Origin of the sequence: Lentzea sp. NPDC059081 (genome assembly GCF_042738015.1) — a bacterium.
In the GTDB taxonomy this organism is placed as follows: domain Bacteria; phylum Actinomycetota; class Actinomycetes; order Mycobacteriales; family Pseudonocardiaceae; genus Lentzea.
Genome location: NZ_JBHYGW010000053.1, coordinates 1 through 13209 on the forward strand (window position 1 = coordinate 1; position 13209 = coordinate 13209).

10 protein-coding genes are annotated in these 13209 nt (G+C 68.5%); 6 read left to right on the forward strand and 4 right to left on the reverse strand.

Annotation, left to right across the window (positions count from 1 at the left end; all coding sequences use genetic code 11):
- Positions 1 to 439: 439 nt before the first annotated feature.
- Complete coding sequence (locus ACFWV3_RS44860; protein ID WP_382420348.1) at positions 440 to 1948, forward strand: GAF domain-containing sensor histidine kinase; 1509 nt, start codon at positions 440 to 442, stop codon at positions 1946 to 1948.
- The gene (locus ACFWV3_RS44865; protein ID WP_382420350.1) at positions 1939 to 2592 is read left to right on the forward strand and encodes a response regulator; all 654 of its coding nucleotides are present in this window, start codon (positions 1939 to 1941) and stop codon (positions 2590 to 2592) included. The genes ACFWV3_RS44860 and ACFWV3_RS44865 overlap by 10 nt, the downstream gene beginning before the upstream one ends.
- Here ACFWV3_RS44865 and ACFWV3_RS44870 read toward each other — a convergent pair.
- The gene (locus ACFWV3_RS44870) at positions 2589 to 3926 is read right to left on the reverse strand and encodes a glycosyltransferase family 2 protein (protein ID WP_382420352.1); all 1338 of its coding nucleotides are present in this window, start codon (positions 3924 to 3926) and stop codon (positions 2589 to 2591) included. The genes ACFWV3_RS44865 and ACFWV3_RS44870 overlap by 4 nt on opposite strands.
- A gap of 346 nt (positions 3927 to 4272) precedes the next feature.
- Here ACFWV3_RS44870 and wecB point away from each other — a divergent pair, with 346 nt between their 5' ends.
- From wecB to ACFWV3_RS44890, 4 genes are read left to right on the forward strand one after another with little or no spacing between them, the layout of a single operon-like run.
- Complete coding sequence (gene wecB, locus ACFWV3_RS44875) at positions 4273 to 5529, forward strand: non-hydrolyzing UDP-N-acetylglucosamine 2-epimerase (protein WP_382420354.1); 1257 nt, start codon at positions 4273 to 4275, stop codon at positions 5527 to 5529.
- Complete coding sequence (locus tag ACFWV3_RS44880) at positions 5526 to 7289, forward strand: DUF2334 domain-containing protein (RefSeq protein ID WP_382420356.1); 1764 nt, start codon at positions 5526 to 5528, stop codon at positions 7287 to 7289. The genes wecB and ACFWV3_RS44880 overlap by 4 nt, the downstream gene beginning before the upstream one ends.
- Before the next feature lie 11 nt (positions 7290 to 7300).
- Complete coding sequence (locus tag ACFWV3_RS44885; RefSeq protein WP_382420358.1) at positions 7301 to 7909, forward strand: hypothetical protein; 609 nt, start codon at positions 7301 to 7303, stop codon at positions 7907 to 7909.
- A gap of 15 nt (positions 7910 to 7924) precedes the next feature.
- Positions 7925 to 8605: a hypothetical protein gene (locus ACFWV3_RS44890; RefSeq protein WP_382420360.1), complete on the forward strand. Its 681-nt coding sequence runs from the start codon at positions 7925 to 7927 to the stop codon at positions 8603 to 8605.
- Here the strand turns inward: ACFWV3_RS44890 and ACFWV3_RS44895 are convergent.
- From ACFWV3_RS44895 to ACFWV3_RS44905, 3 genes are all read right to left on the reverse strand, one after another.
- Positions 8590 to 10110, reverse strand: a complete 1521-nt coding sequence (locus ACFWV3_RS44895; protein WP_382420362.1) for an alpha/beta hydrolase — start codon at positions 10108 to 10110, stop codon at positions 8590 to 8592. The genes ACFWV3_RS44890 and ACFWV3_RS44895 overlap by 16 nt on opposite strands.
- Before the next feature lie 11 nt (positions 10111 to 10121).
- Positions 10122 to 11657: an alpha/beta hydrolase gene (locus ACFWV3_RS44900; RefSeq protein WP_382420364.1), complete on the reverse strand. Its 1536-nt coding sequence runs from the start codon at positions 11655 to 11657 to the stop codon at positions 10122 to 10124.
- A gap of 576 nt (positions 11658 to 12233) precedes the next feature.
- Positions 12234 to 13208, reverse strand: a complete 975-nt coding sequence (locus tag ACFWV3_RS44905) for a substrate-binding domain-containing protein (RefSeq protein ID WP_382420366.1) — start codon at positions 13206 to 13208, stop codon at positions 12234 to 12236.
- Position 13209: the final 1 nt, after the last annotated feature.

The window sequence follows — 13209 nt, forward strand, 5'->3', positions numbered from 1 at the left end:
CCGGGTGCGAAGCATCCGGCCTTTTCCGGCCGAACCAGCGCCTCGCAAGGGCCCCGAAGTCAAGCCCCAATCGCAATCGTCGCGGAGCGGCGATGCACCCAGGTCTTCGTCCGAGGTGCACGCCCACGCTGGAACAGGCACCCAACCGCCCAGAGTAACCACGCTGGAACTCGCACGGCACCACGCTGGAACTCGCGGAGCCCAATCGCCCAACGCAACCCATCCGCCACACCAGAACCACCCGCACGCCCACCCGTCCCCCCAACCCGCAACCCCCAGCACCCACCCCACCACCCACAGCCGCCAAATGAGACCCGCCTCTACTCTGAGTAGTCCCCATTCTCACCGTTTGCAGTGATGGACTCCCCTTTGACTACTCAGGGGAGTTACCCTCAGTCGTTCGTACGGTGTCACTTCTATCCCCCCAAGGGGTGAAGCCGTGGGCGGCAACCTGAGCACAGAACAGCGCGTGCTGGACGTGGTGCTGTCGTTCGCCGCCGACGACACCCTGCCCGACCTCCTCAGACACGTCGTCGAGTCGGCGTGCGACCTGGTCGACGCCCCCTACGGCGCCCTGGCGGTGGTCAACGGGCACAAGGAGCTGACCGAGTTCGCGACCGAGAGCGGCCAGCTGAAGATCACCGCCGGTGATCCTCGCTCGATCGGCGTAGCCGACTTCCTCGGCGCTCCCATCAAGGTCCAGGACGAGACCTTCGGCAACCTCTTCCTCACGGGCAAGCAGGAGTTCACGTCCCAGGACCGCGACGTCATCACCGCGCTCGCCACCGCGGCCGGGGCGGCCATCGGTCACCTGGACCGCTACGAGCAGACGCGCAAGCGCGAGGTCTGGCTGCGGGCCGCCGCCGAGGTGACGACGAACGTCCTGACCGGAACGAACGGAAGGGACGCGCTCTACCTCGTGGCGCGGACGGCGCGGCGGACGGCCGTTGCCGAGTTCGCCGCCGTGGTGCTGCCCGACCACAACGGCGACCTCGTCATCGAGGTGACCGACGGCGGCGACTACGACGCCGAGGGCATGCGCGTTCCCGGTGAGGGCACGGTCAGCTACCGCGTCTACGAGTCCGGTGCGGCCGAGTGCCACGACGAGGGCACCGTGCCGGTCGTGCCGGGGCCGTGCGCCGTCATCCCGCTCACCATCGGCGACCGCACGATCGGCGTGCTGATCCTGGCCCGGCTGGCGGGCGCGCCCAGCTTCGACGACCCCGAGCTCATCGAGGCGTTCGCCGCCCAGGCCGCGCTGGTGCTCGAGTTCACCAGGGCGCAGGGCGACACCGAGCGGCTCGCGGTGCTGGAGGACCGCGACCGCATCGCGCGAGATCTGCACGACCTGGTCATCCAGCGGCTGTTCGGGCTCGGGCTCGGGTTGCAGGGGCTGACCGGCATGAGCGCGCGCCCGCAGATCACCGAGCGGCTCAGCGGGTTCGTGGAGGAGGTCGACCACACGATCCGCGAGATCCGCCGCACCATCTTCTCCCTGCAGGAACCGCCGACCGGCAGCGCGAGCCTGCGCGCGCAGGTGCTCAACGCGGTGCACGAGTCCGCGGGGTTGCTCGGCTTCGAGCCCGACGTGTCGTTGGAGGGGCCCCTCGACACCGTGGTGCCCGACCAGCTCCGGCCCGATCTGCTCGCCACGCTTCGGGAGGCGCTGGCGAACGTCGTGCGGCACGCTCGTGCGAAGCACGTCGCTGTGGCCGTGGGCGTCAACCGCACGATGACGCGTCTTGAGCTCACGGTCAGGGACGACGGCCGTGGCTTGCCGTTGACTGACGATTCCGGTGGCGTGCCCCACCACGCCGGCGGACTCGCCAACATGGCGGCACGGGCGCGGCGTCACCACGGCGACTGCGCGGTGGACTCGATCCCCGGCGCGGGCGTGAGCGTCACCTGGTTCGTTCCGCTGGTGCTGCAGGAGGCGACATGGCGATAGCGGTACTTCTGGTGGACGACCACGAGATCGTGCGCCGCGGGCTGGTGCAGCTGCTGGCGCAGGCCGCCGACATCGAGGTCGTGGGCCAGGCGGACAGCGCCACCGCCGCGGTGGCCCAGGCGCCGCGGATCAAGCCCGACGTGGCGATCATCGACGTGCGGCTGCCCGACGGCGACGGCGTCACGGTGTGCCGGGAGATCCGCAGCATCGTGCAGCCGCCGCCCGCGTGCCTGATGCTCACGTCCTATTCGGACGACGAGGCGCTGTTCGGCGCGATCATGGCCGGCGCGTCCGGTTACATGCTGAAAGAGGTTTCCGGCAACGACCTGGTGGCCGCGGTCCGCACCCTCGCCTCGGGCGGGTCGCTCCTGCACGCCGGCGTCACGGCCACGGTGCTGCAGCGACTGCGGGGCGGCCCGGAGGAGGACCCGCGCTACGCCGCGCTCAGCCCGCAGGAGCGCAGGATCCTCGACCTCATCGCCGAGGGCATGACGAACCGGCAGATCGCGAACCGGCTGTTCCTCGCCGAGAAGACCGTCAAGAACTACGTGTCGTCCCTGCTGCACAAGCTCGGCTTCGACCGCCGCACCGAGGCGGGCGTCTACGCGGCACGGCGCAGACGCACCCACCCCGGCACGTTCTAGGCCACCCGCGGCACCGGCTTCGCCACGACGCCGGGCATCTCCTTGGCGGGAATCTCCTTCTCCGCCAACCGTTCCGTCTTCGCCCACGTGTTGCGCCCGGCGAAGTGCCGGTACAGCGCGCGCAACGTCGAGACCGAGCCGAGGATCAGGAACACCGGGTAGGCGAGTCCGACCGCCAGGCATCTGAGCAACGGTTCGTCGCCGTGCTTGAGCCGGTGCACGACTCCCCAGAGCACGCCGGGCAGCACGAGGGCGACGAGCCATATCCCCAGCGCTATCAGGGTGTTCGACGTGTCCGCGGTGAACCCGGCCACGACGTGACCGCTGAGCTGCGCGTAGAAGCTGACGCCCGCCAACGCCGTGATGAACAACGTCATCGGCGCGACCAGCCACGGCGTCAGCAGGTACTGCAGGAACTCCAGCAACGCCACCGAACCCACGTGCTTGGCCCTGATCAGCTTCGGCACGTACCCGAGGCACTGCAGGTTGCCCTGGCCCCACCGGGTGCGCTGGCGCAGCAGGCGCTGCACGTCGACCAGTCCCTGCTGGGTGATCGTCGCGCGGGTCGCGTACCGGACGCGCCGGCCGCTCAGGTGCACCCGCAGCCCCAGCTCCAGGTCCTCGACCAGGCAGGCGGACCACGGCGCGTCGCCGAGCCCGATCAACGTCGACAGCCGCACGAACTGGCCGTTGCCGCCCAGACCGACCGTGCCCACGACGTCCCGCAGCGACTGCGAGGCGTCCACCACGCAGCTGAACTCCAGGTCCTGCAGGAACGCCAGCAGGTTGGTGCGGTTGTGGATCCGGACCCGGCACTGCACCGCGCCGACGGCGCGCTGCCCGAAGTACGAGGAGATCTCCGACAGCATGCCGGGCTCGCCGCGGCCGTCGCCGTCGATCACGCCGACGATCGTGCGGTGCACGGTGCCGGCCTCCTCGGCGATGCCGCGGATGTAGCGGAACGCGTGGTTCAGCGCCTCGCCCTTGCCCTTGCGGGCCTCCGGCGGGACGCGCCTGAGCACGTGCAGCCGGTGGTCGTCGATCTCTGACAGAACGTGCGGCGTGCGGTCGTCGGAACCGTCGTCGACAACGACGACCTGAACCGGTGTGCGCGCACCGTCCAATGCGAGTGCGGAACGCACTGTGTTGGCTACGACACGTTCCTCGTTCAACGCCGGAATGATGATCCAGTACTGCAGCGGATGCCGTGACGGAACTTCCGGTCCACCCGGTTTCGGGCGCCACCAGACGAACAGTGCGAGCACCAGGTTGTAGCACGGCCAAAACACGAGCAGAACGAGCATGAACGTCGCGAATTGTGGCGCGTCACTCATGGGACAAACCTGTCTACAAAAGCTGTTGTGACGACAACAACAGTGAGCGAAGTATGAACTTTGGTCATTACCGACTCCTGGTAACGAAGCGCCGGTCCTGTGCGAGATACCAGACAGCAACGCCGGGAGCTGGTGTTCAAGGCAAGGTTAGAGCTGGTAGAACTGAGCGTCAACCGGCCATATCGGGGACGAATGGAGCTTCGTTACACGAAGTTCGTGAAGCTAATCTCCGAGGTGGCGGTACCTGTGTGACACAGGTATCAATTGATTGTCGGCGACCACTGAGTCGCTGCGTGTGATGGCGCACGTTCGCCGCGCGTGCCGGAAGAGTCCAAAGAGGTAAAAGATGGGACTAAGTGCCCTGGTGCCCGGCCCCGGTCAGTTCTCCGGGGATGGGGTTCCCGAAGTTTTCCTGATCGCGGGAACGCGACCCGAAGCCGTGAAGATGGCTCCGGTGGCGGCCGCCATGTTCGCGGTCGGGCGCATCCGGCCGGTGCTCGTGAACTCCGGGCAGCACCCGGAGATGGTCGACCAGGCGCTGGAGTCGTTCGGCTTCGCGGCGGACGTGAGACTCGAGCTGAACCGGGTCACGGGCGGGCAGGCCGAGCTGACCAGCCAGCTGATCGAGGAGCTCGACCGGCTCTTCACCGAACGCCCGCCGGGCGCGGTCCTCGTCCAGGGCGACACGACGACGACGCTCGCGGGCGCGCTCGCCGCGTTCTGGAAGCAGATCCCCGTCGTGCACCTCGAGGCCGGCCTGCGCTCGCACGACCTCACGTCGCCGTTCCCCGAGGAGGGGAACCGGAAGATGGTCGGCCAGCTCGCCTCGCTGCACCTCGCGCCGACTGCGGACGCCACCGCACATCTCGCCGCGGAGTCGTTGCAGGGCAACAACGTCATCACCGTGGGCAACACCGTCGTGGACGCCGTGCTCGACGTGGCCGCCCGCCGTGCCCCCTACGGCGACGTGCGGCTGCAGGAGATCGAGAACCGGGTCCACGGTGGACAGTCGCGGCTCGTGCTCGTCACCACCCACCGCCGCGAGTCGTGGGGCGAGCCGCTCGACAACGTGCTGCACGCTGTCGCCGACATCGTGCGCGAACGGCCCGACGTCGAGGTGGTCCTGCCGGCGCACCCGAACCCGGCCGTGCGCCGCCAGGTCGTCGACGTGCTGGGCGGGATCGCCCGCGTCACGATCACCGACCCGCTGCCGTACTCGCAGATGGCGCGCCTGCTCGCGCAGTGCACGCTCGTGCTGTCCGACTCGGGCGGCATCCAGGAGGAGGCGCCGTCGTTCGGCGTCCCCGCGCTCGTCCTGCGCGACGTGACGGAACGGATGGAGGCCGTGAACGCGGGCTGCGCCGTGCTCGTCGGCACCGACCGCGAACGGATCACCTCGCTCACCGTCCGCCTGCTCGACAACCCCGCCGCGCGCGAGGCCATGACCGCCGAGGGGAACCCGTTCGGTGACGGGCTCGCCTCCGTGCGCACCGAACAGGCCCTGGCCTGGCTGCTGGGCCTGCAACAGCAGCGCCCCGACGAGTTCGCTCCTTACGCGGGCAGCGCGACCGTGCGCGTGTCCGGAGAGGCAGAAGTGGCATGAGACTCCTGAAGGTGGCCGTGGGCGTCGCCCTCGCGGTCGCGATGGTCCCGGCGCCCGCCCAGGCGGCGCCGTCGTCGCTCGACCTCGACGCCGTCGGCGAGCTCGTCGAGAACGCGCTGCCCGCGCCGCCGTTGACGACGAAGAAGCCGGCCACGACGAGCACGCGCATCGCCAAGCGCACCACCCAGCCCACCGCGACCTCGACGGTGCTCGCCCCGCTGGCGAGGGCCGCCGCCACCGGAACGAACGGCGGTGCCGCGCCGGGTGCGAAGTCGTCGCAGAAGACGCTGATCCTCTACGACAGCACCGGTCCGTGGGCGTGGCTGGGCGAGGCGTACGCGGTGCAGGCGGGCAACCTCGCCTCGCACGGCAGCGCGTACGTCATGCACCCGGTCGGGTCGTACGTCGCCGGTGAGATGTCCGGCTACACCGGCGTGATCTACGTCGGGTCGACCTACGACGAGCCGATCCCGGTGTCGTTCCTGGACGACGTGCTGGCGGGCACCAAGCCCGTGCTGTGGATGGCGCACAACATCTGGCAGCTCACGGCCCGCGCGCCGAGCTTCCAGGCCACGTACGGCTGGAACTGGGTGCAGTACGACACCGGTGCCGCGACCACCGTCCGCTACGAGAACACCGACCTCGGCCGCAGCCCGCTCGCGACCCCGTCCGGTCTGATGATCACCTCGATCACCGACCCGGCGATCGCGTCGGCACCGGCGGTCGCGACCGGGTCGGCGGCCGGCCCGATCAACTGGGCCACCAAGGCCAGGAACCTGACCTACATCGGCGAGATCCCGTTCAGCTACGTCGACCACGGTGACCGCTACCTCGCCGCGGCGGACCTGATCAGCAAGATCTCCAACCCGGCGATGGCCGACCGCAAGCGCGCCCTGGTGCGCATCGAGGACGTCGGTCCCGACGCCGACCCCGCCGAGCTGCGGGCGGTCGCCGACTACCTGTACGCGCAGAAGGTCCCGTTCACCATCGCGGTCTACCCGCGCTTCGAGAACCCGCTGGGTGCCGAGAACAACGGCGTGCCCGAGGCGGCGAACCTGGCGCAGAGGCCGCAGGTGGTCAACGCGCTGAAGTACATGACCGCACGGGGCGGCACGATCCTGATGCACGGCTACACGCACCAGTTCGGGAAGATCGCCAACCCGTACGACGGCCGCAGCGGCAACGACTTCGAGTTCTACCAGGCCCACGTCGACGCGAACGACAGCGTGATCTACGACGGCCCGGTGCCCGGCGACTCGGCGTCGTGGGCGCAGGGCAGGGTCAACTCGGCGACGACCGCGTTCGCCGCGGCCGGGTTCGCGAAGCCCGCGATCTTCGAGCCACCGCACTACGCCGCGTCCGCTGTGGACTACCAGGTCATCCAGCAGAACTTCGGCAAGCGCTACGACCGCGGTCTGTACTTCGGCGGTTACTGCCCGAACGGCGCCTGCGGCACGGGTGCGCCGCAGTACGACAAGGTCTACGGCCAGTACTTCCCGTACCTGGTCCGCGACGTCTACGGCTCCGTCGTGGCACCGGAGGCGGTCGGCAACGTCGAGCCGGAACCGTTCAACAACCACCCCGCCCGGCTGCCTGCCGACCTCGTCAAGACGGCGCAGCAGCTCAAGGTGGTCGATGATGGTGTCGCCAGCTTCTTCTACCACCCGTACCTCGGGACGAGCTACCTGCAGCAGACCGTGCAGGGGCTGAAGAGCGCCGGCTACACGTTCGTGTCCGTCGGCACCGTGATGGCGGGCTGACAGGAGGTCTCGTGCGCTGGACGTGGGTGGTTCTGCTCCTGGCCGGATGCTCCGCCGGCCAAGCTCTGCCTCCCACGTCCGGTGACACGGGGTGGCAGGTCACCGTCTACTACACGGCCGTCGAGGCGTTCCACAGTGGACCTTCGGCACCTGTCCGTGGTTGCCCGGTCATCGACTGTGACAAGGGGAGCGACCTGCTCGGCACGTTCCCCCAGTCGTTCGTGAAAGCGGTCAAGGACGAGGGAACCGGACGGACTGCATCAGGGTCCTATCTGAACTGGTCCTACGACAAGGGGTACTGGCTCGACTCCGCGCCACGCGACTCGTTCGGCAGGCCGTTGCGGCCGTTCGTCTCCGCGGCCGCGGACGGGCTGACGACGGGCTCGCGCGTCAAGCTCGTCTCCTGTGGACGGACGCCGGAAGGAGGGGACGTCGACGCCGCGGTGTGCGAGAAACTCATGGCGGCGTCCTGGGAGATCACCGACGAGTTCACGCCGGGCCTGGGCGGAGAGCGGCACATCGACCTCTACCTGGGCGAGGAGACCGGACCGCAGTTCACCGACAGTCCCTGGTACACGACGTTCTCCGAGGCCGTGCTGGAGGTTCGCCAGCCCGGTTGAGGGGTGGGGAGCCGCATGAGACACCGCCACTTCGCCGTGGTGAACCACTTCCACCCGGACGTCCGCGACCCGTTCCTGCTCGTGCGGGAGCAGTCCGGGAGGGTCGAGCGCTACGACCAGAACCGCGACTGGGTGCCCGCCGCACGCCGGTGGCACCAGGGCGAACCCGTCGACGGCACGCTCCTCGACCACCTGCTGACGTCCTGGACACCCCGGACGCCGCGCATCGAGCACCGGTACTACGCCTTCCTCGACGCCGACGGGAACCCGTTGCGGCTCGCGCACCTGTGGAACGACGCCGGCGGCGTGCTCGCCGAGAGAACGTTCGTCAGCGAACGATGGCGGGTGGTCGGTCCGTGCGTGTTCGAAGGCGACCGGCGGGTCGAGATCAGCGAGTCCCGTGCGCGTGAGCTCGAAGCCGTCGTGACGCGGCTGAGCAGTGAGCCGGAGAACAGGTCTTTTCGCTACTGGGCCGTCGTCGACCCGGTGCTGCAGCGGGTGCTGCGCACGTGGGGCGGGCAGGACGGAACCCGGTACGCGCAGTGGTCGATGGGCGAGGACTGGCACCGCGTGCACGTGCTCGACGTGGTGCGCACGGGCGCTCCGGCACACCCGGTCACCGAGGAGGTGGCGGAGGAGCTGCGGCGGTCGTTCCCGGCCGTCGCAGCTCCCGCCGGGTGTCACCAGCCGAGCTGAGCCGCGAGCTGCCGCGCCTTCTCGAGCGGACCGGCCTGCTGCTGACCCGGTGCGGGTAGCGGCACACCGGGGCACGACAGGTCCTTCGTGGGCGTGACGCCGTCGATGAGGTAGCGCTCGACGATGTCGTTGACGCATCCGTTGCCGAAGCCGTAGATGCCGTGGTCGCCCTCGTCGTTCACGGTCAGGAGCACGGAGTTCTCGAAGTTGCGGTGTGCCCGCTGCGCACCTTCGAGGGGTGTCGCCGGGTCGCGCACCGACTGGACCATGAGCGTCGGCGTGACGCCCTTGCCGGTGGGGTGCTTGAGCCGCACGTTCGGTCGGTCCCAGTACGCGCAGGGACCCATGATCTGGTAGTACCCCAGCAACGGCCACTTGGCGCCGTCGGCGGCCGCGTCCCGTTCCAGGAACTTGCGGTCACCGCGGAACTGCATGTCGTTGCAGAGGATCGCCAGCTGCGTGGCGAGCGGGGCGTCCGGGTAGCTCGCCTGCGCCGTGAACCCCGCGGGCGCCGTGCCGGCCAGCTGGGCGAGCTTGCTCGCGGCGAAGTCGAACGAGTACTTGCTGTACAGGCCCTGGGCGAGGGTGAGGTCCAGGACGGTCGGGTAGTACGTGCCCTCCGGCAGGGTCACGGGTTGCCGGCTGAGCGCGGCCCGCGTGCGTTCGTAGGCCTGCCGGACTTCCTCGCCGGTCTTGCCGAGGTGGTAGACGTCGTCGTACTTCGCGACCCACGGCAGGAAGTCGACGCGGAAGCGACGCTCGAAGCCCATGCCGAAGTCGCCGAACACGCCCTGCCACGGCCCGGTGAAGTCGGTGTTCGAGTCGAGCACCACCTTGCCGAGCGTCTTCGGGAAGTAGGTCGCGTAGTAGGCGCCCATCCAGCTGCCGCCGGAGTAGCCGAGCCAGTCGACCTTCTTCCTGCCGATGACCTGGCGCAGCAGGTCGAGGTCCTGCACCGTCTGCTCGGTCGTGACGTACCTGCCGAACTCGCCGGACTTGGCCTGGCAGAACTTCGCCTGCAGCTCCATGCCGCCGTAGATCAGGTCCAGGTTGGCCCTGCTGCGGTCGCGCGGGTCCGTCGAGCCGAACGTGTCGAACCCGCCGCACGTGACGTTGCTGCTGGCACCCGTTCCGCGGACGTCGATGCCGTAGATCTCGGCGTTCTCGCTGAGCTTCTGGCGATCGAGGTAGATCAACGGCAGGGTGCGCCCCTCGCCGCCGGGACCACCGGGGTTGGTGAAGATCGCGGTCTTCGCCGTGCCGGTCACCGGCCGGGTGCGGCTGACCGCGATGGTGATGGTCTTGCCGTTGTTCTGGTTGTTCCAGTCCAGCGGGGCGGTGAAGCTGCCGCACTCCAGCCGCTCCGTGCCCGGTGGTGCCGGGTCGAAGCACTGCTGCCACCGGATCTCCTGCTGGGCGAACCCAGCGGCCTGAGCCTGGGGCGCGATCAGCAGGGACGTTGCCGTCACGGCGGTCAACGCCGCCGCGATCTGCTTGCGGTGCATGCGTTTCCCCCTTACCAACCGAGCTGGGTGGCGTACTGGCGGGCTGTCGCCAACGAGATGCCCGTGGGCTCACTGGGCGCGGGCAGCGGAACTCCCGGGCACGACAGGTCCTTCTGGGGCGTGATGCCGTCGACGAGGTAGCGCTCGACGATGTCGTTGACGCACTGGTTGCCGAAGCCGTAGATGCCGTGGTCACCCTCGTTCTCGACGGTGAGCAGCACGGAGTTCTCGAAGTTGCGGTGTGCCCGCTGCGCGCCTTCGAGGGGTGTCGCCGGGTCGCGCACCGACTGGACCATCAACGTCGGCGTGACGCCCTTGCCGGTGGGGTGCTTGAGCTGCACGTTCGGCCGGTCCCAGTACGCGCAGGGGCCCATGATCTGGTAGTAACCGAACAGCGGCCACTTCGCGCCGTCGCGGACGGCGTCGCGCTCCAGGTACTTGCGGCCGCCTTGGAAAGCCGTGTCGTTGCACAGGATCGAGTACAACGTGCCCGTCGAGGCGTCCGGGTAGCTGGCCTGCGCCGTGAACTGCGTCGGTGCGGCCCCGGCCAGCTCGGCGAACGTCTGCGCGGCGCCGGCGAAGGAGTCCTTGCTGTACAGGGACTCCCGCAGCACGAAGTCGAGCACGACGGCGTCGTAGGTGCCCTCCGGCCTGGTGACGGGCTGCTCCGCGAGCTTGGCGCGCGTGCGTTCGTAGGCCAGGCGGACTTCCTCGCCGGTCTTGCCGAGGTGGTAGACGTCGTCGTACTTCGCGACCCACGGCAGGAAGTCGACGCGGAACCGGCGCTCGAAGCCCATGCCCCAGTCGTCGAACACGCCCTGCCACGGCCCGGAGAAGTCCGCGTTGGAGTCGATGACGATCTTGTCGAGCGTCTTGGGGAAGTACGTGGCGTAGTAGGCGCCCATCCAGCTGCCGCCGGAGTAGCCGAGCCAGCTGACCTTCTTCTTGCCGAGGAGCTGCCGCAGGAGGTCCAGGTCCTTCACCGTCTGGTCGGTGGTGACGTACCTGCCGAGCTCACCCGACTTGGTCTGGCAGAACTTGGCCTGCAGCTCCATGCCGCTGTAGATCAGGTCCAGGTTCGCCTTGCTGCGGTCTCGCGGGTCGGCTGAGCCGAGCGTCTGGAAGTTGCCGCAGGTCACGTTGCTGCTGGCGCCTGTTCCCCGCGGGTCGATGCCGATGATGTCGGCGTTCTCGCTGAGCTTGGGGCGGTCCAGGTAGAGGATCGGCATCGTGCGGCCTGCGCCGCCAGGGCCGCCCGGGTTGGTGAAGACGGTGGACTTCGCCTTGCCGTTCTTGGGTTGCAGGCGGCTGACCGCGATCTGGATGGTCTTGCCGTTGTTCTTGTGGTTCCAGTCCATCGGGGCGGTGAAGGTGCCGCACTCCAGGCGTTCCACTCCTGGGGGTGCTTCCGGCGGGATCGAGGTGAAGCACTTCTGCCAGGTGATGGTCTGGTGGGTTTCTGGCTGGGGCTCGGCTTGGGCTTGTGGGGTCAGCAGGAATGTGGTCGCCAGGACGGCTGAGGCTGTGGCGATTGTGTTGCGGTGCATCGTCGGTGGATCCCCCTCTTCTGCCGGGCTTGCCGGCAGGGTCCAGCTCATCTGGTTTGGGAGGGGATGGGCATCGGCCTTTGGGTGGTTGGGTGGTGCTACTCAAGTCTTACGCCGACCTGGGGAAGATCTGGTGACGTTCGTCAGGTTGCGTAGCAGGAGGTTGGGACTCGCGACCTGTGCGGGTGGTTGTTGTGCCGCGACCTTTGCGGGTGGTCGCCTTGCGGGCGGCGAGACTGCGGTGCGTGCTTTCCCTCAGGGGCTCTGCCCCCGAACCCCCGGCAATCTGATCGGGGGCTACCGCGCCCTCGGCGGGTTGATGGCACGCCTGGTGCGTTGGGCGGCTGCCTGGTGCGTAGGTGCTTGCGTTGCGGTGGAGTTCCCGTCACGAGTCGCACCAGGAGCGCGCCACAACGAGGTAGGGGTGTCAAATCGCCGAAAAGCGTGGCGATTTGACACCCCTACCTCGTTGCAGCAAGAGCTGTGGCGCGACTCGTGACGGGGACCCCACCGCGAGAGCTTGCGCTCAAAAGCCAAGGCGACTGCTCGCCTTCGGCTTCGCGTGATCCGTATCCGTCAGCAGGACTGCTTGTAGAAGTACTTCGAGTTGGCTTCTGCGTCGTCCTTCGTGATCGCTACCAGGTCCGTCTCGATGTTGCGCTTGTTCTCCTTGCCGTCGATCGCTGCGATCGCCTGCTCGACGCCCTGCTTGCCGATCGTGGCGGGGTCCTGGGCGATGAGGGCCTGGACGGTGCCTGCCTTCAGGTCTTCCACCTGCTTGGGGGAGGCGTCGAAGCCGACCAGGTTGATCGCGCCCGTCTTGCCCGCGTTGCGCAGGCCCGTTGCGGCTCCCTCGCCCGTGTTCAGGTTGGTGGCGAAGACGCCGATCAGGTCGGGGTTGGCGGCGAGGGTCGCGGTCACCTTCGAGGCGGCGGTGGCCGGCTCGTTGTCCGTGTACTGCTGGCCGATGTACTTGAGGTTCGGGAAGTTCTTGATGGCTTCCTCGAAGCCCTTGGCCCTGGCGTCGGTGGTGGAGGTGCCCGCCTTGGTGTTCAGGACGAGTACGGAGCCGGACTTGCCCGCCGCCAGCTTGTTCAGGGTCTCGGCTGCCAGTTTGCCGCCCTGCTCGTTGTTGGAGGAGATCGAGGAGACGCCGATCGAGGTGTCCTGGAGCTTGGTGTCCACCTCGACGACCTTGATGCCGGCGTCCTTGAGCTGCTTCATCGGGCCGGCCATGGCCTTGTCGTCGGTCGGGGCGATCAGGACCGCGGCCGGCTTGGAGGCGAGGATGCCCGTGACGATCGGGGTTTGCTGGGCCGCGTCGAACTTGGCGGGGGCCTGGGTGTCGACCTCGTAGCCCGCTGCCTTGGCTGCTTCCTGGAAGCCGCACTGCATGGAGATGTAGAACGGTTCCGCCGTGATGCCGGGGATCAGCACCAGCTTCTTGTTCGCCGCTGCGTTGCCCGAGTTCGAGTCGCCGATCTGGCCACCGCCGCCGCACGCGGCGAGGAGGAACGCGGCCGAGACGGCCACTGCGGAGCGGATCTTCATT

Bases quoted from the DNA above. Each gene is read 5' to 3' on its own strand.
- ACFWV3_RS44870 (WP_382420352.1), bottom strand. From the start codon at position 3,926: ATGAGTGACGCGCCACAATTCGCGACGTTCATGCTCGTTCTGCTCGTG.
- ACFWV3_RS44865 (WP_382420350.1), top strand. From the start codon at position 1,939: ATGGCGATAGCGGTACTTCTGGTGGACGACCACGAGATCGTGCGCCGC.
- ACFWV3_RS44900 (WP_382420364.1), bottom strand. From the start codon at position 11,657: ATGCACCGCAACACAATCGCCACAGCCTCAGCCGTCCTGGCGACCACA.
- ACFWV3_RS44905 (WP_382420366.1), bottom strand. From the start codon at position 13,208: ATGAAGATCCGCTCCGCAGTGGCCGTCTCGGCCGCGTTCCTCCTCGCC.
- ACFWV3_RS44880 (WP_382420356.1), top strand. From the start codon at position 5,526: ATGAGACTCCTGAAGGTGGCCGTGGGCGTCGCCCTCGCGGTCGCGATG.
- wecB (WP_382420354.1), top strand. From the start codon at position 4,273: ATGGGACTAAGTGCCCTGGTGCCCGGCCCCGGTCAGTTCTCCGGGGAT.
- ACFWV3_RS44895 (WP_382420362.1), bottom strand. From the start codon at position 10,110: ATGCACCGCAAGCAGATCGCGGCGGCGTTGACCGCCGTGACGGCAACG.
- ACFWV3_RS44890 (WP_382420360.1), top strand. From the start codon at position 7,925: ATGAGACACCGCCACTTCGCCGTGGTGAACCACTTCCACCCGGACGTC.